General features: G+C 40.6%; 21 protein-coding genes. 5 read left to right on the top strand and 16 right to left on the bottom strand.

Annotated elements, in window-relative coordinates; translation table 11 throughout:
• Positions 1–222: 222 nt before the first annotated feature.
• The gene (locus WG989_RS20110) at positions 223–1,632 is read left to right on the top strand and encodes an ammonium transporter (protein WP_340431901.1); all 1,410 of its coding nucleotides are present in this window, start codon (positions 223–225) and stop codon (positions 1,630–1,632) included.
• Positions 1,633–1,741: 109 nt separating this feature from the next.
• Entirely contained in the window at positions 1,742–2,854 is a 1,113-nt protein-coding gene (locus WG989_RS20115; protein WP_340431902.1) for an outer membrane beta-barrel protein, read from the top strand.
• Between the two features lie 250 nt (positions 2,855–3,104).
• On the opposite strand, the gene WG989_RS20120 is transcribed toward WG989_RS20115, so the two are convergent.
• The 16 genes from WG989_RS20120 to WG989_RS20195 form a co-directional block, all read right to left on the bottom strand.
• Positions 3,105–4,160 (bottom strand): agmatine deiminase family protein, encoded by a 1,056-nt coding sequence (locus WG989_RS20120; RefSeq protein ID WP_340431903.1) that lies wholly within the window; start codon positions 4,158–4,160, stop codon positions 3,105–3,107.
• A 129-nt stretch (positions 4,161–4,289) separates the two neighbouring features.
• Positions 4,290–5,165, bottom strand: coding sequence for a carbon-nitrogen hydrolase (locus tag WG989_RS20125; RefSeq protein ID WP_340431904.1), 876 nt, complete (start codon positions 5,163–5,165; stop codon positions 4,290–4,292).
• A gap of 102 nt (positions 5,166–5,267) precedes the next feature.
• Entirely contained in the window at positions 5,268–5,633 is a 366-nt protein-coding gene (locus WG989_RS20130; RefSeq protein ID WP_340431905.1) for an anthrone oxygenase family protein, read from the bottom strand.
• A gap of 25 nt (positions 5,634–5,658) precedes the next feature.
• Positions 5,659–6,255, bottom strand: a complete 597-nt coding sequence (locus tag WG989_RS20135; RefSeq protein WP_340431906.1) for a hypothetical protein — start codon at positions 6,253–6,255, stop codon at positions 5,659–5,661.
• A 257-nt stretch (positions 6,256–6,512) separates the two neighbouring features.
• Entirely contained in the window at positions 6,513–7,244 is a 732-nt protein-coding gene (locus WG989_RS20140) for an SDR family oxidoreductase (protein ID WP_340431908.1), read from the bottom strand.
• A gap of 76 nt (positions 7,245–7,320) precedes the next feature.
• Positions 7,321–7,890, bottom strand: coding sequence for a Crp/Fnr family transcriptional regulator (locus WG989_RS20145; RefSeq protein ID WP_340431909.1), 570 nt, complete (start codon positions 7,888–7,890; stop codon positions 7,321–7,323).
• A 127-nt stretch (positions 7,891–8,017) separates the two neighbouring features.
• A complete protein-coding gene (gene gltS, locus WG989_RS20150) occupies positions 8,018–9,250 on the bottom strand; it encodes a sodium/glutamate symporter (protein ID WP_340431910.1) in 1,233 nt (410 codons plus the stop codon).
• Positions 9,251–9,352: 102 nt separating this feature from the next.
• The gene (locus tag WG989_RS20155; protein ID WP_340431911.1) at positions 9,353–9,565 is read right to left on the bottom strand and encodes a helix-turn-helix domain-containing protein; all 213 of its coding nucleotides are present in this window, start codon (positions 9,563–9,565) and stop codon (positions 9,353–9,355) included.
• A gap of 3 nt (positions 9,566–9,568) precedes the next feature.
• Positions 9,569–10,105 (bottom strand): DUF2975 domain-containing protein, encoded by a 537-nt coding sequence (locus WG989_RS20160; protein WP_340431912.1) that lies wholly within the window; start codon positions 10,103–10,105, stop codon positions 9,569–9,571.
• A gap of 272 nt (positions 10,106–10,377) precedes the next feature.
• Positions 10,378–10,764 carry a hypothetical protein gene (locus WG989_RS20165; RefSeq protein WP_340431914.1) on the bottom strand — a complete coding sequence of 129 codons (387 nt, stop codon included), beginning with the start codon at positions 10,762–10,764 and terminating at the stop codon, positions 10,378–10,380.
• A 197-nt stretch (positions 10,765–10,961) separates the two neighbouring features.
• A complete protein-coding gene (locus WG989_RS20170; protein ID WP_340431915.1) occupies positions 10,962–11,723 on the bottom strand; it encodes an SDR family oxidoreductase in 762 nt (253 codons plus the stop codon).
• 10 nt (positions 11,724–11,733) lie between these two features.
• Complete coding sequence (locus tag WG989_RS20175) at positions 11,734–12,090, bottom strand: cupin domain-containing protein (protein WP_340431917.1); 357 nt, start codon at positions 12,088–12,090, stop codon at positions 11,734–11,736.
• A gap of 447 nt (positions 12,091–12,537) precedes the next feature.
• The gene (locus WG989_RS20180; protein ID WP_340431918.1) at positions 12,538–13,755 is read right to left on the bottom strand and encodes a hypothetical protein; all 1,218 of its coding nucleotides are present in this window, start codon (positions 13,753–13,755) and stop codon (positions 12,538–12,540) included.
• A 210-nt stretch (positions 13,756–13,965) separates the two neighbouring features.
• The gene (locus tag WG989_RS20185) at positions 13,966–16,506 is read right to left on the bottom strand and encodes a phosphoenolpyruvate carboxylase (protein WP_340431920.1); all 2,541 of its coding nucleotides are present in this window, start codon (positions 16,504–16,506) and stop codon (positions 13,966–13,968) included.
• 164 nt (positions 16,507–16,670) lie between these two features.
• Positions 16,671–16,958 carry a hypothetical protein gene (locus WG989_RS20190; RefSeq protein ID WP_340431922.1) on the bottom strand — a complete coding sequence of 96 codons (288 nt, stop codon included), beginning with the start codon at positions 16,956–16,958 and terminating at the stop codon, positions 16,671–16,673.
• Between the two features lie 186 nt (positions 16,959–17,144).
• Positions 17,145–17,624 carry a GIN domain-containing protein gene (locus WG989_RS20195; RefSeq protein WP_340431924.1) on the bottom strand — a complete coding sequence of 160 codons (480 nt, stop codon included), beginning with the start codon at positions 17,622–17,624 and terminating at the stop codon, positions 17,145–17,147.
• Positions 17,625–17,878: 254 nt separating this feature from the next.
• On the opposite strand from WG989_RS20195, the gene WG989_RS20200 reads away from it, so the two are divergent.
• The 3 genes from WG989_RS20200 to WG989_RS20210 all read left to right on the top strand — a co-directional run bounded on the left by WG989_RS20200 (position 17,879) and on the right by WG989_RS20210 (position 22,766).
• The gene (locus WG989_RS20200; protein ID WP_340431925.1) at positions 17,879–20,950 is read left to right on the top strand and encodes a ligand-binding sensor domain-containing protein; all 3,072 of its coding nucleotides are present in this window, start codon (positions 17,879–17,881) and stop codon (positions 20,948–20,950) included.
• A 3-nt stretch (positions 20,951–20,953) separates the two neighbouring features.
• Positions 20,954–22,063: an acyltransferase family protein gene (locus WG989_RS20205; protein WP_340431926.1), complete on the top strand. Its 1,110-nt coding sequence runs from the start codon at positions 20,954–20,956 to the stop codon at positions 22,061–22,063.
• Positions 22,064–22,130: 67 nt separating this feature from the next.
• A complete protein-coding gene (locus WG989_RS20210) occupies positions 22,131–22,766 on the top strand; it encodes a response regulator (RefSeq protein WP_340431927.1) in 636 nt (211 codons plus the stop codon).
• The last annotated feature ends 14 nt before the right edge of the window (positions 22,767–22,780 follow it).

The raw sequence follows: 22,780 nt of genomic DNA on the forward strand, positions 1-22,780 counted from the left end.
TAGTATTTTATTTGGGTTTTATGATGCCCAAACAGCCTAAACAGGTGTAAGTAATTAAAAATTAAATACTTGCACCTGTTTTTTTATTGCCATTCAGTAAATATTATAATTTATAAAATGTGATAAAAACTAACCGTTGCTATTATTTTTTATATGTAGTTTAGTTAAATAATGATTAATTATAGAAATAATTAATGTTAACTCTTAAAAAATCGATCGACCATGATTAAAAAAGTAACCCCACGGCAAATTGCCCCCTTCCTGATTCTGGCGGGCGTTGCCATTGCCTCTCTGTTCATCCCGGCCCTTCCAAATTTTGAAGACAAGGAAGGTGTGTACAATCCAGCAGACATTGCATGGATCATTGTAGCAACAGCTCTCGTTTTTTTAATGACGCCCGGTCTTGCCTTTTTCTATGGCGGGATGGTGCACCGCAAGAATGTGATCTCAACCATGATCAAGAGTGTGGTTGCCGCAGGTATTGTAGGTGTGTTATGGGTAGTTGTTGGTTTCAGCCTCGCCTTTGGTGATTCTATTGGCGGTGTTATCGGAGATCCAAGAACGTTTTTATTCTTTAAAGATGTTTCTTCCGGTGCTCCCTGGAGTTTAGCTCCAAGTATTCCGTTGGGATTGTTCGCCATCTTTCAAATGATGTTTGCGATCATCACTCCGGGTCTGGTAGTGGGCGCAGTTGCAGAGCGTATCCGTTTTACTTCGTACGTTCTGTTCACGGTTCTCTTTTGTTTATTGGTGTATGCTCCCCTTGCACATTGGAGCTGGCATCCCGAAGGATTCCTCGCCTTGATGGGTGTTTGGGATTTTGCAGGTGGTACCGTGGTGCATATCTCTGCAGGTTGTGCTGCTTTAGCAGGTGCGTTGGTATTGAAGCGTCGTAAAGTACACATGGAAAACAAAGAAATTCCACCGGCAAACGTACCATACGTTTTAATTGGTACCGGTTTGCTTTGGTTTGGTTGGTTCGGTTTTAATGCCGGTTCTGCATTGGGTGCAAATGCATTGGCCGTATCTGCTTTTGCAACAACAAATACAGCTGCTGCTGCTGCAGGTTTAAGCTGGATGTTCTTTGATGTATTGCGTGGTAAAAAACCTTCTGTACTTGGTTTCTGTATCGGTGCTGTTGTTGGCTTGGTTGCCATTACACCAGGAGCCGGTTTTGTAGGTATTCCACAAAGTATTTTCATAGGTGTTGTATCTGCCATCATTTCAAATATTGCAGTTTACTATAAGCAAAAATCAAGACTGGATGATACACTCGATGTATTCCCTTGTCATGGTGTAGGTGGTATAGTAGGTATGTTGTTAACAGGTGTATTTGCTAATACTACTGTACATGGTATTACCGGCGGACCACAAGGTTGGTTTTATGGTAACCCTGCCTTCTTCTTTACACAAGTAAAAGCGTTGGGAATTGTAGTAGCGTACAGCTTTACTGTTTCTTATCTCATCTTTAAGTTCATCAACTTCATCTTACCAATGCGTGTAACTGAAGCAGAAGAAGAACTTGGATTGGATGCTTCTCAGCACGATGAAAAGTATTTGCAGGGAACATTGCTGGTTTCTAAAACCGGACAAATGAAAGAAGAAGAAGTTTCTGAATCAATTACTGAATAAGTCAAAAACTTCAAATACACTACACTTAAAACAAAAAGGTACAGCATAATGATGAGTTGTTGACGCAACGCATCTGCTGTACCCTTATTAACACTTAAAATCTATTACAATGTTACGAAAATTATTCGCAACAGGTTCGCTCCTGACCGTTACTCTTATGTCATCATTTGCGCAGCAAAACACTGCACTGGAAGTGGTTGCTCCTCCTGCCGATTCTACTGCAGCTGTTGCAGATGAACCAGAAAAAAAACCGGCTCTCACTATCAGCGGTTCTGCAGATACTTATTTCAAATACGACTTCCGTAAGCAAGGTGCCAATAACAGAACCAGCTTTACAAATGCGAACAATACGTTTGCAATTGGTATGGCCTCTGTAAAATTTGAACATGCAGGTGAAAAAGTTAGTGCCGTTGCTGATTTAGGTTTTGGTCCACGTGCAATGGAATTTGCATACAACGATGCAGGCATTTTTGCTGCAGTAAAGCAATTGTATGTAAGCTATTCTCCGGTAGCAGCATTGAAATTCACCGCAGGTACATGGGCAACGCATGTTGGTTATGAGTTGGTTGATCCTCAACTGAACCGTAACTACAGCATGAGCTATATGTTCACTAACGGACCTTTCACACATACCGGTGTAAAAGCTGATATCACTGCAGGTAAAAGTGGTTTCATGGTGGGTATCTCAAATCCTACGGATCTGCGTTTATTACCAGCCGGACAAATTGAAAAGAAATTCTTCATTGCACAGTATAGTCTTGCAGCAACTGATGAAATTAAATTGTATGCCAACTATGTAGGTGGTAAAAATCCGGATACATCAATTGTAAATCAATTTGACTTTGTAGGTACGTTTGCAGTAAGCAGCAAATTCAACATTGGTGTAAATGCAACAATGAATAATACTAAAGCATGGGATGGTTCTAAGAATGTAGATCCGTTAACATGGTGGGGTTTCGCCACGTACCTTACGGTTGATCCAACTGAAGCATTTGGTTTAACACTCCGTAGCGAATTATTTGATGATAAAGATGGTGCAAAGGGATTTGGCACATCCATTTTTGCCAATACACTTTCAGCTAATTTCAGAGTAGGGGGTTTCACTTTTATTCCTGAGTTACGCATCGAAAGTGCAGGTGCATCAATTTACGCTGATAAAAATGGCGTATTCAATGAAAAAACAGCTGCAAGCTTTTTAGTGGCTGCCGTGTATAAATTCTAACTTGAACATAGGCCATTCAGTTTCCTTTTTTATATATGGCAGGCCCGCTCTTTCTATAGCAGGCAATCGATTAACCTCCTGTATTTACAGGAGGTTTTTCGTTTGATGCCTGTTCAGCCGAAAGCTGACTACTCATCAAACGAAAACATGTACAATTGATTCTTAGCTGTGAAGTATGAACTTGATCATGCGCACAATGTTGTACAGTCACCTTTCAGGTGAACAGATAACGCAAGGAGAATAAAAAACATTATACTGCTGGTTCCTGTTGACTTAAACAATGGAAACTTCCCAATCCCCAGATGATTTCTGTAGAATCAATACCCACCACTTCACGTTCCGGAAAACATTGCTGAATGATCTGCAACGCTTTGTCATCTTTTTTTGCAGAACGGAATGTTGGAACGATCACGTGCTTGTTAGAAATATAAAAGTTTGCATACGAACAAGGGAGGCGTTGCTCATCATAAATTAATTCATCGGGCATGGGCAGCTCCACAATATTCAACTGTTTGCCATTGAGCAAACGCATTTGCTGCAGTTGCTTTAAGTTATGCTGAAGGAGGTCGTAATTCTCATCGGCTTTGTTTTCTTCAATCACCGTAATCACCGTGTCTTCGTTTACAAAACGAACCGTATCATCAATGTGCCCATCCGTATCATCACCTACAATTCCTTCATCGATCCAAAGAATTTGTTCAACACCATAATAGTTGATGAGATATTCTTCGATCTGTTGTTGATTCAAATGCGGATTCCGATTTTCATTCAACAAACATGCGGTTGAGGTCATTAATGTTCCGTTGCCGTTAAATTCAACAGAACCACCTTCCATCACAATACCCGGGTTGAATACAGGGATATTATAATGCTTACCAATCAATGTAGGCACCACATCATCCAGATCAAACGGAGGGTACTTTCCGCCCCATGCATTGTAACCCCAATCAACAATTACTTTCTTTTGTTCTGCATTTGGATTGATGAGAAATGCAGGTCCATGATCTCTGCACCATGCATCATTGGTTGGATGAAACAAGAATTCAACTTTGCTCAGATCAACTGCTGCTGTTTGCAAATGACCGAGTGCAAAATTCTTCATGGCTTCATCCGCAACATTAATACGCACCTGCTCACTTAATGCAAGTGTTTTAATGAACTGTACGTAATAAGGAAAGATGGTTTGGATTTTTCCAGGCCAGCTTGCCTCTTTATGCGGCCATGAAAGCCATGTTGCTACATGCGGCGCAAATTCAGCAGGGAAAAAATAGCCGAGTTCTTTTGGGGTTTTATTTTCTGAAATCATTGGTGATGCTCGATGGAATTGAAAAATGTTGTTGATGTAATTGTGTTCTTTGTGTTTTCATCTTTGCGCTCTTTGTGAAACTTTTAGCACAAAGAACACGAAGTAATACACAGAGATCACAAGTAGCTATTAATCCTCGTCAATGTAGCGCTTGGTAATCGGCTGATAAGAATCAATTCTTCTATCACGCAAAAACGGCCAGTGCGTCCGGTACTGATCTGTTTTTTTGAGATCCAACTCTTGCACATGTACTTCTTCTTCGGTATGTGTTGCTTTGTACAACAACGTACCAAAGGGATTACTCACAAATGAACCACCCCAGAATTGCATCGCACCATTTTGCTCCAGCCCAACACGGTTTACACTCACCACATGAATGCCGTTTGCAACAGCATGACTGCGTTGCATCGTTTGCCATGCATTGTATTGCTCGGTGTTCGTTGCTTCATCTTGCGATGTTGCCCAACCAATTGCTGTTGGATAGAATAAAATTTCAGCACCCATCAATGCTGTGATTCGTGCTGCTTCCGGATACCATTGATCCCAACAGATGAGGATACCAATATTGGCGAATTTTGTTTTGAATATTTTATAACCAAGATCACCGGGAGTGAAATAGAATTTCTCGTAGTATGCCGGATCATCAGGGATATGCATTTTGCGATACTTTCCAAGATAAGTACCATCAGCATCCAGCACAGCCGTTGTGTTATGATACAAACCCTGTGTGCGTTTTTCGAAGAGCGAAGCAATGATCACTACGCCAAGCTCTTTGGCAACAACACTCAACGCTTCTGTCGATGGGCCGGGAATGGCTTCAGCCAGCAGGAAATTATCATAGTTCTCTTCATCGCAGAAATACAGCGATGTAAACAACTCCTGCAAACAAACGATCTGTGCGCCTTTGGCTGCCGCTTCTCTCGTTTTGGCAATTGCCTTTTGGAGGTTCTCTTCTTTATTGGCCGTGCAGCTCATTTGCACCAATCCTACTTGTACTTTACTCATAATGCTTTTTTAAGACGGGCAAAAATACAGAATTAGTTGGGTGCAGATGCAGTGAATCAGGAATTAGCAGTTGGAGTTGCTGACTGCCTTTTTTACCACTTATTACACTGCTTCTGTTACGTTCTTATTCTGTTTAACAAAATACGTAAGCAGAATAGCAGCAACCCCCAACGTCATAAAAATGTTTCTGTACAAATGATAGCTTAACCATTCATCTCTTATACCTGCCCAGTTAGTTGGTATAGTAGTTGGCGTCCAGGTAAGAAACAGGTCGTTTATAGGCCCGTTGTATTGCAATGCAATAAACGTATCGCACAAAAGGAAAATTAATGCAGCTATAATAAGCCATGCTTTTTTCCGGCTCTTTTCAATAAAAAATAGTGCGGCAAGCAGTATGTGTAACGAAGATATAATTGCAAATACCACCGGTCCGGCTTTTCGTATAGCTATATCCAAAGGGCGGTGCATTTCAATAAAAGTTGCCCCTGAAATGTCATACGAAAAGGGAAAAAAAGAAAGCGTCGTACAAGCGTGTAGCACCCATACCTAATACAAACGTCAGAAAAAATAAGAGCGCATTTTTTGAGAAATTAAGAAAGCGTGGAAGCTGTTTTACGCCTTCCTGTTTTCTTGCGGGCACAAAATAAGTTATCACAAAACAAAGCCAACCTGCTATGCCCAGTAAACCGGAAAGCCCGATATTGTTCAACCATTCATCTTTTAAACTGATCCAATCTGAAGGAGTATTGCCTGCTGTCCAACCTTTCATTTGCGAAGCAATAGGGTTTGCATATTGTATAATAAGAAATACTCCGATAAGATTTGCCAGCAATGCAGCAACAGTAAGTATGCCTTTCAGCTTTTTTCTGTCCTTAAAAAATAGTGTTGCCTGAACGATGAGAAAAAGTATTGGGATGAGATCTAATACAATAAGCCCGGTTACAGGTACATACTTCTCCGTACTGTTGAACCAGTCTAAAAATGTTGTTACATTAACGGTGCCTTTTAAGGAATCAGTTGCACCATAGCCAGTGGAAACCGACGCGGCTGTAAAGAACGTAGTTATGAACAGGAACGTTTTCTTGAACATAGTGGTTTGTTTTGTATTGGTGAATGTTACTTACGTTAATTCTTGCCACAAACAGTTCCCTTATCGCTAACGAGCCGGAAAGGTTCTCTTCATTATTGGTTGCGCAGCTCCATTGCGCCATTCCTACCTGTACTTTACTTATAGTGCTTTTCTAAGACGAGTAAAAATACAGTAATAGTTGGGAGGGGGTGAGGTTAATTAGGAATAAGGAATTGGTGGGTAAACTGGTGAATGGCGGTTAAAAGTTCTTCTTCAATTTATTTTCCGTTTTTCATAATACGCTGCGCCAGCTTCGGGCTTATTCTGTTGATGAGTTTCAGCAATTTCACTTTGCCAATATTTATTTCGTATTGATTTTTTGAAAAAGCCTTGATAAATTCTTCGGCAACTTGCTCAGCTGAAATTTTTCCTTTTCCTCTTCCTTTTGTCATTTCCGTATCAACCAGCGGTGGGATCATTTCAAATACTTTGGTCGTTTGTAATTGATAGCGCAACGATTGAGAGAAGATATGAATGCCTGCTTTTGTACCACAATAAACAGGTGCCTGCATTTTTGGAACAAGACCAATACCGGATGATACATTTACGATCGCTGCATTTTCATTCATTTGCAATACCGGAAGTAAAAAAGCGATCAGCTTTAATGGAGCAATGAAATTAACGTTGATCTCATGGTCTATTTTGTTGATCAGGTATTCTTCTTCTGTAAACTGATAGTTGTACTGAATACCTGCATTATTGATCAGGATATTTAAATCAGGATGAACGTTCTCAATTTGCAGTGTAAGTTTTTCCAACTCACTCATTTTTGAAAGGTCACATACAACAGGTATAATACGGCTGTCAATTTTTGCAAGTTCCTGAAGACTTTCCTTATTTCGTCCTGCAGCAATGATCGTATTGCCAAGTGAAAGAAATTTTAGAGTGAGCGCTTTTCCAATACCGGCTGTTGCGCCGGTTATCAAAATTTTGTTGCCTGAGACTTTCATGTATATGTTTTTGATGCAGGCAAATTTCAATACTGCATCCAACCTGAACATGTACATATGTAAAGAAATACTGTGCTTACCCTTTCTTAGCCCGTATACGGCTGAGCTGTGTAGGCGTAATGCCTAAATACGAAGCAATATGATACTGTGGAATAAGGTTGTCAAGTCCGGGATATTCTTCTCTGAATAGTTTGTATCGTTCATCGGCTTGTAAAAGAACAATTTCAATTTCCCTTTTTTCCTTTTCGATGTAAAATTGCTCGGCAAGAAGCCTTGCTAATGTTTCAATGGCTCTGTGTGTTGCAAACAGCTTTGTGATTTGTGAATAATCTGCAATCAAAAGTGTACAATCAGTAAGTGCCTGGATATTGATCCTATTGGGTTGTTGTGTTACAAGTGAAGCATATGCGCCGAGAAATTCGTTACCGGTAAAAAAAGTTTTGTTGTATTCGATGCCTTCGTGGTTTTTGTAAAAAGCACGGACAATACCAGTTAGCAGAAATCCAATCCTGGTTTCTGTTTTGTTTTCAACTGCAAAGTATTCTCCTTTTGCAATGGACAATTCCGAGAAGAGATCACTGAATGCAACCCACGCTTCATTGTCGAGCTTTGCGATTTGATCGATATAGTTTTTTAATTCTTTCAAATTTTTTTGAATTGAATTATACTGGGATAATAATGTTAAAGTTATTGACCCTGCACCAAAATTTCAATCTGTCAGAAATTTAAAGAGTGCTGATCTGCATTGTCAATAAAGAATAGAATTGATATTTCTACTTCAAAATATTCGCAAATACAGTGATGACAAGTGCATTGATATAATCAATAAAAAAAGCGCCCACCAACGGAACAACCAGGAAAGCTTTCGGAGCGATACCATGTTTATCTACGATCGTTTTCATTACAGCCATTGCATTGGCAACAGTTCCCAACATAAACCCAATGAAGCCGCTTGACATCACAGCCGATTCATAATTCTTTCCCATTAACACAAAGCAGATGCTGAGTGCAAATAAAATCACAACGATCATCTGTGCGATGAGTATTCCGGAAAGAGGCAAAGCCAGATGAAACAATTCCCATAATCGCAGGTCCATCAACGCAACGGTGAGAAAAATATTCAATGCAATGCCGCCTGCAAAATCAATGGTCTTCTGATCCATCACCGTCCATTCTTTTTTGTCGTTGATGTTTCGGAAAACAGCACCCACGATCATCGCACCAATATATGCCGGAAGTGTAATGCCTGTTTTTGCAATCAAATAACTTACTGCACTTCCCAAGCCCATGATGATGCCGATATTCACAAGACTGATGGTGAAGCCGGAATTCTCGTGTGTAATATCAACACCTAACAGTTCATCCTTTTCCGTAGGTAAGGTTTCCCTTTTCGAATGATTCTTCTTTGCATCTTTGTCTAAGTTGAATTTATTGATGAGGAATGTTGCTGCAGGGCCACCCAGCAATCCGCCGAACACAATACCGAATGTAGCAGACGTAATAGCAATTGTTTCAGCACCTCTTAATCCCATTTCTTCAAACAAAGGCGCAAATGCTAAACCGGTGGCAGGCCCACCAACCAGCGTTACAGAACCCGCCATTACACCAAAGAGTTTGGGCACACCAAATAAAGTCGCAACGGTTATGCCCACCAGATTCTGAATCACGCAAAATGCAGATGCAATCAACAGAAACAGCATCACCTGTTTCCCGCCTTTTTTCAACAAACCAAAACTTGCGTTGGTTCCAATGGAAGTAAAGAACAACATCATGCACAACGATTGCATGGAGGTATTTACCTGAATATTCAGAAACCGGTTATGTGCAATGAGATTGAAGGCTGCAAAAACCAATCCGCCTAAAACGGCGGATGGAATGTTGAGCTGTTCAAAAACATTTATCTTCTTTTTGAGCAGCATGCCTGTTAAGAAAATAAGACCGGCGATGGCCAATGTCTGAATGAGATCGAGATGGAATTCAGGAATCTGCGTTTCTGTTGCAGGCATACGATTTTACATTGTGTACAAAACAAGTTACTGCAACAAAACAACAAAGGATGATCCTTTTTTGATACACTTATTTTTCGTTGAATAACTTATTAAAAAAGTTCATTTCTCCTCATCAACATATTCCAAAATATCAGCAGGTTGACAATCGAGCGCTTTACAAATTGCTTCCAGCGTGCTGAAGCGGATCGCTTTCGCTTTCCCCGTTTTTAAGATAGACAGATTCGATAATGTTAAACCAACCCTCTCCGAAAGTTCATTCAGCGACATTTTCCGCTTGGCCATCATCACATCCAGGTTTACAATAATTGCCATACGTTACACAGTTAGATCGTTTTCGTTTTGCATTTCAACTCCTTTTGAAAAGATGGTGGCAATTACATAGATCACCGCTGCCATTAAAATGTATGCCTGGCTGTCGCCCCAGAATTGATTCAGTTGATCAATTTCAAATCCATAATGTTGTAAATTTTTGGCTGATTGCCTGGCAATATAACTTAAGAGACCGATCGAGAGTGTGTAGTAACTGATCAGTGCGATCTGTTTCGACACATATTCGCTGAATGGTTTTGCCAGGTTCAGTTTGCCCATGAGCCTGATGACAACATAAAACATATGTGCCTTCAAAATGGCAATAAAGAGAATAAAACTGTACATGCCGAAGAATACCCATTTACTCTTCCCGTACATTTCACTAAGGTCGAGTTTCTGATATAAGTTTGGAACAAATTCGGGTTTGTAAATGCTGAAAATAAAATTGACGATGAGTCCGCCGGCTTCAATAGATAAACCAACAAAGATGAGCCATGCAACAATGTACAGACCTTTCAATAAGTAGTCGTTTCTTTTTGACATGATTTGTAGTTTAGAATGATGTCGCAAAAATAATAAATATTTATTGATAAACAATAAAAATAGAATATTTATCGAAAAATATCTGGATGAGCTGTTTTGAAGGAAAGTGAACAGATGTTGACGATAGCAGGGTAGCAGGAGTTATTGTATGCCGGTAAAATGTTTTGCAATATTCAAGCTCTTACTCGTGATGTCGACGGCAAACTTCATCAGGTTACACAATAAAAAAAGCTGCCCGTGAGCAGCTTTCAGAAAGTCATGTATCAGTAGTCTCAATCTTTCTTTTGCCTGTTCTTTCCCATGTCTTCGTAATAGGTGTACACAGCTTTTATTTGCTCTGGAGTAAGCGGAATTTCACTGTACTTTTTTTCCTTTGCTGCTTTAAATTCTGCAATTTTTTTCGAACGATCAGCTTCACTGAGATCCCTTACGTCAGTCATCATTGTCATGCGCAATTCCAGGTTGATTTCTACAACTTTATTTGCCTGCGCCTCGGTTAATCCTGCTTTACTTACCAATCCCGGTACTTGTTTTTCTTTCATCTGCTGCAGCATAACTGCCGGATCGGGATTGCCTTGGGCTTGCGGGCCACTCTGTGCATGTATGGTAGCAGAAATCAGTGCAGCAAAGATCAACGTCAGAAATAAAAACTTTTTCATAAACTGTAATTTTATTGTGAATCTTAAAGATATTTCATTCGAAAGGTTCTTTCAATTAGAACTCGATAAGTGGCATACAAACGTTGAATGCCATGTCAGAATTTTACAGGATGCAATACTGCGTAGGTATATATTTGGTCGGGGTATGCAACAACGGTATGCGTCTGATTGATACATACCAACAGTGGAGAAATTGTTTAATGTCCTTTAATCCAACCACCATCCACCGCCAGCGACTGGCCGGTAATATAGCTGGCCCGTTCACTTACTAAAAACGCAGCGGCTGCAGCAAATTCTTCAGGTGTGCCAAAGCGTTTCATGGGGATGGTTTCTTTTACATTGTTGACTGCAGGATTTTTTTCAATCAACCCTTGCAGGCGGTTGGTACTGGTGTAACCCGGCATTAAATTATTTACCGTAATACCAAAAGCCGCTACTTCGTTCGATAAACTTTTCACCAATCCCAATAAACTTGCCCGTACTGCATTCGATGAAATTAAATTATCGGCCGGTTGTTTTACTGCAACAGAAGTAATGGTTAATATGCGGCCAAAACCGTTTGCTTTCATACCGGGCAACACCTGCTGTATAATATCGACCGCACTTAAAAAAAGCAGGTTGAAGATATTGTTCCATTCAGCTGTATCAAATTGTTCAAACGGACCGGCAGCAGGGCCGCCTGTATTGGTGACTAAAATATCGATGGACCCAAATGCATCTACACTTTGTGCAACCAAATTTTTTCGTTGGGCTTCATCCGTTATGTCGCATACTACCGACAGTACATTGCCCGGCGCCACTGCTTCCAGTTCTGCCTTGGTAGCTTCCAATGCTGCCGCATCGGTGCCGCAAATAATCACCTTCGCACCTTCTTTTGCCAGCTCCATGGCTACTGCTTTACCAAGGCCTTTGCTTGATGCCAGTACCAGCGCTGTTTTATGTTGTATGCCTAAATCCATAATAGAATTTTTATTTCCGTAAGTAATTATCCGTGCCATCAATCCAGTCTTGACGTGGCGGAGCAAATGTATCCGTTTCTATTACCTTCCCAATCATTAACGCTTTGTGCCGGCGATTTGAAGGTATAATCATTACGTCTCCCGCCGTTAAATCAATGCTGTTGGTTTCATCATCATCAAACCAAAAGCGGAGAGTGCCTTCAATTACTTCGGTGATCTGTTCGTTTTCGTGCGAATGCCAGGGAACGGTAAAGCCATCTTCAAATTCCATCCGGGCAATCATGATTTTTTCGCCGTGTACAAATTGCCGTTTCATTTTTTCATTTACCTGTTCGGTGGGGATGCTGTTCCAGTTAATTTTTTGCATGTGGTGGAGTTTTAATTTTTTTATAGGGAGAAACCAACGTTCACTTACCGATGCACATTCCGATAGCTATCGGTGACGTAACCACGGCGTGTTTTTTGTAGCGAATATACTAACAGATTAACGAGATATATCCTTACTCCCGGGGTCGGCTAAGGCCAGACCCCGGGCCGACGAAAAGCGAAGAAGATCTGATATAATTACTCAGCCTCTTGCACGTCATGTCGACGCAGGAGACATCTCTACCTTCTCATGTTGTATTATTTCTGCGGAGAATTTATTCAAACAAAGAATAGAATATGTGGTTGGTCCGGCGACGCAACCACGGCGTGTTTTTATTTGGTACATACCAACAGCGGCGAAGTATTTTTCGTGCCCTAGGTACGATTGATAAAATGTTGATGTATTGTTGCTTGCTATGCTCTATCGATTTCTTGTTTATGTCTGATACTAAAGAAAATGAAAAGCCATTATCTCAGTAAAAACATATTTTCCTTTGTCAGTCGGAAAATGAAATAGATAAGAGAAGGAACTTTCACCTCTTACTTCATTTTCCCGAAAAAAATATGGATGCTTCTTTACGCTCTCTTGGATTGTAGAAAGAACTTTTGAGAATTCCTTATTGGTGACAAAAAAGATTATTGCAACTTTACTATCTCTCCAAGTTAGATAGCGGTCAAAAAGTTGATTGATGGTTTCATGAAAGACCGCCTCGCCCTTCCAATATTTGCATTCTGCAACAAATAAATTTGTCCCATCTTTATATTTTAAAAGTATATCAGTTTTTCCTCCTTTATTAAAAGTTTCGCCAGTAACAGTTAAATTATTATACCTTGTTTCCAAGGTTGGAAGGACATAATCCCTTAACCCCTCCTCATCTTTAATTTCATATGTTGAGGGTTTTTTTTCGACTGACTTGAAAAATGTATTAATAACATCCAAGACATCATTATAAAATTCGTCTGGCAGAGTTGGACTATCAGTATATTTTCTTTCAGTTTTTTTATCGACTATTGGTTCTGGCACCTTCTTTTTTTCTACAACAGACACCTTGAAAATTCTGTCGGTACTAGTTTCTACTTTTAAATTGAGCTTTTCAAAAAAAGAATTTTCCGCAAGAACTTTTTCCTTTTTTTCGGCGTATGTAGAATTAAAAGTGTTTATTACATTGGCTTTAAATGCTGCAAGGTCTTTGTTTATATTGGGGACATTTACAGATATTGCGTTAATTAACCTTTGCTTTTCATGTTCAAATTGTCTGTCATTTTGTTCATAAAGGGTGAAGGATGCCGTTATATCGCCATTGTTTCCTGATGGAGTGTTTACTCGTGGATGATTTATGGTTCTTGTTGACGGACTTAGCAGGAAAAGAAAAGACCATCCTGTGAAAGGAACGATTACTTCAAAACGATATGTTTCAGTTTCGTATTCTCTGCCATATTTTTCTATCCTAGCTTTTCCCTTTCCGATAAATCTGAAGGTCGCTTTTTCAGGATACACCGTCAACGGAATAAAATCATATTTGTCAATGAAATACTGCCTCCATTGCTCAACATCAACATTTAAAATATAGTCGTTGCCTTTTGAGTTAATTTCAGTCACCATCTCTCGCAAATAAAGGTCAAACGTTGAAGCTGCGCTTTGCTGATTAAAGAGTGTATGTTCCAATATGAATATTTTTTACCTCGGGTTTAAATTGAATTGGTGTTAAAATTTACTGCCGCAGGTCTTCCGAAATTGTATGTTGCGCACTAATATACGTAACTGCCTTGAAAAGTGAAACTTCCAAACAGCTTGTTTTTGATATTGAAGTATACCCAACAAAAAATCCGTGCACAATCAGTACACGGATTCTAAATAACTCAAACTACAAATCACCTACGCTGAATTCCTCGCCGCATTAATAATTCCAAACGAACTGCGGATGATGAGTTTTTCGTACGCTGCTTTATGTTCTGTTTGTTGCCCACGTTCATTCATCTCTCTGCATTTCGCAATGGCATATTGCTGAATGGTGATGAGTGGCATCACAATACGCTCCCGCATTTGAATCGATAATTGTTCAACGGGAAAATCTTCCATCAACTCCGTATTGCCGCTCAACAGTAATACATATTTCTTGGTGAGTTCGTATTCATTGTAGATCTTCTGCCAAATCTCTCCATACACCGGATGATCACGCAGGTATTCTGTTAACGGAAAGAAACATTTCTTCATCGCCATTTCGCAATTGTCCATGAGTGTTTTAATGAAGAGCGAATTTTGATACAGTTGTTTGAATTCAGCAAAACGTCCCTGGTCGTCTAATGCTTTCAATGCAGTGCCCACACCATAGTAACCCGTTACATTTTGTTTGATCTGGCTCCACGCACCTACATATGGAATGGCTCGGAGATCTTTTAATTCAAGACGGGATGAGCCGCCACGCTTTGCCGGTCGACTGGCAATATTTGTTTCGCTGTAATATTTCAACGGACTTACATCCACCAGGTATTGCATAAAGTAAGGATGCTTCTTTAATTCCACATAGGCATCAAAACTTTTCTTTGCCACTTCCAGTATCAATGTTTCTTCTTCCTGCTCCAATGCTTTGGTGGAAGAGAACAGATCGTTACTGATACCTGCATTCAACAATTGCTCAATATTGAACTGTGCCGAATCGTGTGTGCCAAAGTTGGAACTTACAGTTTGTCCCTGTACAGTGAGTTGAATTTCTTTATTCGAGATTTGCTTGCCCATGGATGCATAAAAGCGATGTGTTTTACCACCGCCACGTGCAGGCGGGCCGCCACGTCCGTCGAAGAACACCACATCATATCCATATTCAGTGGAGATGCGGGTCAATTCTTCTTTGGCTTTGAAAATGCCCCAATTGGCCATGAGGTAACCGCCATCTTTTGTACCGTCGCTAAAGCCAAGCATGATGGTTTGTTGTTTTTTGCGTTGCTGCAAGTGGTTTTTGTACACTTCATTTTCATACAACGCTTTCATCACTGCCGGTGCCTGTTGCAGGTCTTCTACAGTTTCAAACAACGGAACAATATCGATCGGCAATGCTTCTTTGCTCCAGCCGCTTAACAATAATAACTGAAATACTTCCAATACATTTTCAGCACTGGTACATTGGCTGATGATGTAACGGTTGCACCCATCTTCACCGTTTGATTGTTGAATGGTGCGGATATTGTACATCACATCCAGTGTTTCTTTTACCAGTTCATTCGATGCTTTGTGCTCTGCATCAACTTTGTAAGCCGGCAGGTAAGGGAATGAAACACTTGCATCATTTGCAGCAATGGCTGATAATACCTGTTTGTGTACAGAACTGTCCTGCCGGATATCCAGCGATGCAAAATGCAAACCGAACAACTGCACACGGTTAATGAGTTGCTCTACCGATTGCTGAAACAAACCGTTGTGTTGGTGAATAAGAATACTTCTGATCTCAAACAAGGTGGCCAGTATTTCATCTTTGCTTAAACTGGTAGTGTGGCCGGGAATAAAAATATTATCATAGAGTTTCTTTTCCAGTTCGGCGAGTAAAACATCAACGCCATGAAATGTAAGCCGGCGTTTTAAACGTCGTACTTCTAAGTAATAACATTTGATAATCGAGCCACGTAATAACGATGCTACTTTCAACGTAATATCAGTCACAACAAACGGATTACCATCTCTGTCGCCACCCGGCCAAAAACCCATGCGAATTAATGGTTGATTAAAATCTATGCCTAACTGCAATTGATTTTTGATGGAGCTATAAATTTTTCCGGCAGATGCATAAAATACATTTTCCAGATACCAGATCAAACTCACCGCTTCGTCATACGGCGTGGGGCGTTGCTTTTTTAAGAACGGCGTTTTACCCAACTGTTGTAAATAGGTATTGATGAGTGCTGCATTATTTTCAGACAATGCTTTCGACAGATCATGAATAATACCCAACACCGAACCGGGATAAAATTGGGTAGGGTGCGCCGTTAGTACAAGGCGTATGCAATAGTCGCTGAGTTTTTGTTCCAGCTCTTTTTCTTTGTGCTTTATCTGCACTTCGTTAAAGAGTTGTTTGAGCGAACCTGATCCCTGCATATCATTCACTTCACGAAACGATGCATCTTCCAATGCATCAAACAACACGATCTGGCGCTCGGCATATTGCACAAAGCGAAAGAGCAGATCGATCTGTTCCTGTTCTTTCTGGTACGTGGTGTGGCGGTTGAAAAAATCTTCCAGTATCTCTACCGGGCTGAGTTTTTTCTTGTAACCATCTTCACTGTTGGTGAGGAGTAACGACAATAGAATTCCCGTCCGCTCAATACGATGAAACGGAAGCGACGTAAACAAACTGTTGTAGAGTTGAAATCTGATCCCTACGAGGTTCTTAAACTGTTGCAGACGTGCTGCATGTGAAAATGACATAGTAATCCTGTTTTAAAGCAGGCAATCGTGGCACGAAAGATAAAAAGAAAAGAAGGGTTTGAAAAATTTGTTTACGCAAACGAAAGCCGCCTTACGGGGCGGCTGTGTTTTTCCAGATCAGACTGAAGTACTTGATAGGTGTGTAAAAATCGAAAGAAGTGTTTTTAAAGGCTGTTTATGAGTAATAAGGTTTCATGGTTCTTGTGTTGTTTTTCATTGGCTGCATGAAAAATGCACGGTTGCTTGATTCGTATTTTCTTTTTTCGTTTCAGTTCAGGCTTAGACAAATGAACGCTTGTAAACTGAAACAGATCATTTGAAATTGTTTTTGCAACAAGCTGTGCTGTTTGCTGCACATTGTATTGTTTGCTTACGAACAACTGTGTGTAGGTTTGGTTGCGGAGTAATACCCAGGCTGCCAAAACCAGTATTATTAATATTCCTTTTTTCATGTTGTATCGTTTTTTGATGTTGACAGGTCAAAGATAATATGCGTAGTTCCCTGCACAATCGCATAAATATGTGAAAAGCAGTTTTCGCTGTGTGAACTGTACAAAACCTGCAATAAACCGTTTTTACTGTGCAATAAAAAAAAGCCACATGTGGCATGTGGCTTTCTGCAGTAACATATTTTTTGGTTATTGACGCAGCTTTGTAGTGTTCCATTTTTTGACCTGCATATCAATATCTTCATCGGCCTGGAAGATGATATCGCCGATATTATTGATCTCCACTTTTGCATGGCCGCCCAACTTTACCTGCAATTGTTGCGATGCAAGTACTCCATTGCTGCGTACATGCGATGTGCCGTTGATATTCAGCTTGCGCAGATTTTGCACCGGAATAAAAACAGTGATTCTGTTTTTCAACGATCCCTTTTTGCTGAGTAGTTTCAACTTGCCTTTTGTAACATCATACAATACGGCTTTGGTTGCTTTTTCTTCGCCGGTAATACGGATCGTTGATTCCGTACTTTCTGTAAGCACCACATCCATATCGTGGCTGATCTCAATGCTGTAAATGGATTGTGTTAATTCGATTTCTCTGGTTACTTCAGCAGCTTTTACAACTGTAGTTGCTGTAAGCATGCCGATGAATAAAATAAAAAACTGTTTCATGATAATAAGGTTTTTGGCTTACGCCTTTTTTTGATGATTTGTTTAACACTGCAAAGATGCATCGGAAAACAGGCCTTCACAATCACACAAACGTGTGGAAACGGTTTTGATACAGGATTTCAATATCGTTGAAACCCTTGCTGTAGCTGCATTTTGATTTAGTTACAGCAAGCCTATCACATAATCATGTGGTTTTGCCCCGGCGCCTGCAATTTGTGGATGCGGTTTTCTACATTTGAAGAACGAACAACCGCATGAGAATTCTTTTACTCCTTCTTTTCGTTAGTACCACATGGCTGCATGTATCGGCGCAGCGGTTTCCCTATGCGTTCAACCGCATCAGCACGGATGATGGAATGGGGTTGCAGTCTAATGTGCTCTTCAGTATTTACCAGGATCAGAAAGGATATATATGGGTTGGCGGCAGTAATGGTGTGCAGCGTTTTGATGGTGCCAAGTTTGTAACGTTTAGTCCCGATGGTACCAGGGGAGATCCATTGCCAACGGTTGCCGTAAATCAAATACTTCCTGCCGATAGTACCAGCATGTGGCTGGCTGCTTTTTCATTGCGTGAGTTTGGAATTTTTAATCCATCTACCTACAGTTATCATAAAGTGCCGTTACAGACTTCGAAGAGCCTGCCCGCCCGTTCCGAATTCAGAATGTGGCAGGATGCGTACGGCGATACCTACATCAACATACATGGCTATGGAAAAATTGTGAAGTATGATAATAAGGCAGGAGCCTTTACCGAGAATACGCCATTGAATAAATTACCTGCTAACTGGAAAGCAACATTCAACACATTTCATGACCAGCAGAAAAAGCAATACTGGATCGTTACCGACAGCGGATTGTGTGTGTATGATGAAGCCAGTAAACAAATGTGGAGTCGAAAGTACAATCCGGCGAATCTTGCATTGTTGAATAATGCCGATGTTCAATACAGAGTTACTGAATTTTTCATTGATGATCAACGCAGACATTGGGTGTTTAACTGGCCGGGCGTGCAGGAGTTTCATTGTTTTGATTCCACAGGAACAAGATCGTTACAGGATACAGCCGGTTTAAACGGCGTAAACACTTCTTATTCTGAACTGCGGCATTTCTTTCAAACATCGAAGGGTACACTATGGATCTACGGCCTCGGCAACTTATTCAGTGTGGAGCCGGGTAATGCAGAGAACAAAGATCGTTTTCAATTGTACCGCAATCAGTATCTCGATAATTACGGCATCCGCTACGAAGCGGTGAATCAGTTGTACGAAGATAAAGATGGGATGGTTTGGATCGCAACCGATCAGGGGTTGTATTATACCTCGCCTTTCTCAGCCGACATCGTCAATATTTATTTATCGAACATACCGGGTTATTATAACGTAACTGATATTATTGAATTGCAGAATGGCGACTACTGGCTCAGTACCTGGGGCAAGGGTGTGTTAACAATGAACAGAAGTTTTCGCCCTTATCCGTCACCGTTATATACCAACACTTCGTTGATTGATAAAACCAGGTTAACAGCATACAAACAAACATGGAGTATGTGTCAGCAACGTACAACCGGAAAAGTATTTATCGGTTGCCAGATGGGTTTGCTGATGGTGTATGATCCTGCAACTAAAAAAACGGACTACCTCGAGCCCGATGTATTTGAGAATCGCACCATCCGTTATATTACGGAAGATCAGGATAACAATATTTGGTTTGGTACACAGGCAGGCCGTGTGATCAGGTATGATGGAACAGATTATAAAATTGTACTTGATCTTGGTATTGGTGCCATCATTTATAAAATATTAATTGACAAACAAGGCTGGGCGTGGATCGCCACACATGATAAAGGTGTGTATGCACTCAATACCAAAACAGGAAAAGTGGAACAGCATTACACAGCAGATGATGCAACACAGCCATTGTTTGCCGGTACCTGTTACGATCTGGAGCAATTGAACGACAGTATTATTTATGCTGCTACAGAAGCACTGAATATTATTAATAAAAAGACGGGTAAAGTGGAGCAGGTATCGCTGCGTGAAGGATTACCTTCCAATTCCATCAAGCGGTTGCGGTTAGATAACAGCGGATATTTATGGATCATTACACATAAAGGATTGTCCCGTTACGATCATAAACGAAAACGTTTTACCAGTTACGGACGTAAAGACGGCATATTGATCGCTGAGTCATCAGACAAAGCGGATTATATCTGCAGCGAAGGATACCTGATGTTTACCGGCACCAACAGTTTGTTGTTTTTTAAACCGGAAACATTTCGAAGAAGTACACCACCGCCGGATGTTACCATCACCGATTTTTTATTGGGAAGCGAATATCAATTACTTGATTCGTTACAGCGTTTACCGGAAATACGATTAATGCCTGATCAGAATAATTTCATGATCAGCTTTGCCTGTCTTGATTACAAAAACAGGGATAAGTTTATTTACTATTATAAAATGGAAGGGCTGCATAAAGACTGGATCAGGGCCGATCGCTTATCTGTACCTTTTACTGCACTTGCACCGGGTCATTATACTTTTCTGGTGAAAGCCGAAAGCCTGGATGGAATGGTTTCAAAAAATATTTCATCACTACGCATTTTTGTAAAACCTCCTTTCTGGCGAACCTATTGGTTTGCGGCCACATTGCTGTTGCTGCTGGCATTGATTGCTTACAGTATGCATCGTCTTCGTTTGCACCGCTACTTTGCTGTTGAAAAGATCCGCAACCGTGTAGCCCGTGATCTGCACGATGATATGGGCAGTACACTCAGCACCATTAATATTCTCAGCTCCATGGCGAAAGCAAAGTTGAATACGGATTCAATAAAAACGGGTGAATATATCAATAAGATCAGCGATAACAGTCAGCGGATGATGGAAGCAATGGATGATATTGTGTGGGCCATTAAGCCATCCAACGACAGTATGCAGAAAGTGGTGGCACGCATGCGGGAGTTTGCCACAAGTGTGTTTGAAGCAAAAGATATTGACCTGGAGTTTAAAGCAGAAGAGGAAGTGAATGAAGCAAAAATTGATATGGAAGGGCGCAGGGATTTCTTCCTTATTTTTAAAGAAGCGGTGAATAATGCAGCCAAGTATTCAAAGTGCGGCAAAGCACTCGTGCATGTATCTGTTGAAAAAACAACATTGCAGTTACGTGTAAAAGATAATGGTGTTGGATTTGATGTAAAAGCAGCCGATGGAGGGAACGGGTTGGGCAATATGCAGAAGCGGACAGATGCATTGAAAGGCAAACTTCAATTGATATCGAAGCAAGGTGAAGGAACGGAAGTAGTATTAACAGTACCTCTTAATGCATAACACATGACCCGTTCACTCAGCCAGAAATTCCGCTTCTTTACGTTTATCTGTATTGGCTTGCTGGCTTATGTGCACGGGTACAATTTGAACGATACTTATCTCGCTCCTTTCAGTACAGTAGAAGAGCCATTAACATTTACCAGTTTTTTCGAATACCTTTTTGCAAACGGATTGCTTCGTTTTCGTATACCGATGTTGTTTATGATCTCGGGTTATCTCTATGCAACGTACGATCACAGGCCGTACAAACAACAGGTGAAGAGCAGGTTCCGTTCATTGATCATTCCTTACTTTATCTGGAGTGCGTTTGGATTGTTGTTTACATTTTTATTGCAACAGTTTCCTTATACTGCTAATGTTGTTTATGCAGCAGGTATTGATCAGTTGGGTGATAACCGTCCCTACACCGAAATTGGATGGTCCGGTATGGCAGAGCGTTTGTTGTTAAGACCTATTGCCTATCAATTGTGGTTTATTCTGGCCTTGTTCTTTTTTAACCTGCTTTATCCCGCCATCCGATGGATGGTTGTAAAACTCCCATACATCTGGCTACCGCTAACCTTCCTGTTATTTTTTGTTGCGGTGATAAATGTTCCGTTTGTTGATTTTCGTGGATTGTTTTTCTTTTCGTTTGGTGTGTGGCTGCAAAAGCGAAACATTTCATTGGAGAAAGAGCCTGCGTGGTTAAGTGTTGGAATCGCCTTTATTGCATTCATTGGTTTATCGGTGATCAAAACATTCATGGCATTTGAACTGGAACCAAATACCACTGCAACATTGATCAGTTTACTTGTGATCCATCAGTCGGCTGTATTGACCGGTATTGTAGCGATCTGGTTTGGGGCCGATCGGGTGGTTACATGGATCATGAATAAAGAATGGTTTCATACGGCAAGCGGGTATTCGTTCTTTATGTTTGGCTTACATGTGCCGTTACTTCCTTACGTAATGAAATGGGCGTTAATGAATACATCTATGTTACCAAATTACCGTTTGCTTTGTTACCTGGTTGTTCCATTTCTTGTACTTTGTTTTTGTATATGGATGGGTAGTTTACTGCGGCGGTACATTCCCCGTTTGTATCTGCTCACAACAGGAGGAAGAGGCTTCTGAGATTAGTACATATTTATGTGATTGGTTGGCTGTGAGGGAATATTAACTTTGTATAAACACAAGAAACATGATCAAAGTATTGCTGTATGAAGACAATCCGCAACTGCGTGAAGGGTTAACCATGTTGATCGATGGCAGTGATGGATTTACTGTACTTGCATCTTACAAAAACTGCGATAACGTAACTGATGAAGTGAAGGCATGGAACCCTGATGTGATCTTAATGGACATTGATATGCCGGGTACCAATGGTATTGAAGGGTTGAAATTGATCCGCTCACAAAACAGCACGGTAAAAATTTTAATGCTCACGGTATTTGATGATAACAAGAATGTATTTGAAGCCATCCGCAATGGTGCGAATGGGTATGTGTTGAAGAAAACTCCACCGGCTAAATTGTTAGAATATATCGAAGAGGCTGCCAGCGGCGGAGCACCAATGACAGCTTCCATTGCTACACAGGTACTCAAAATGTTTTCGCAGGTAAATACGCATGTTCAAAATGAAGAATACCATTTGAGCGACCGTGAAAAACAAGTACTGCAGTTACTGGTTGATGGCTTCAGTTATAAAATGATCGCTTCCGAAATGTTCATTTCCATTGATACTGTTCGAAGTCATATCAAAAAGATCTACGAAAAGCTCCACGTCAATTCAAAAAGCGAAGCAGTAGCAAAAGCATTTAAGGATAAATTGCTGTAAACGTTTTCTCGTAT

The organism is Lacibacter sp. H407 (assembly GCF_037892605.1).
GTDB lineage: Bacteria > Bacteroidota > Bacteroidia > Chitinophagales > Chitinophagaceae > Lacibacter.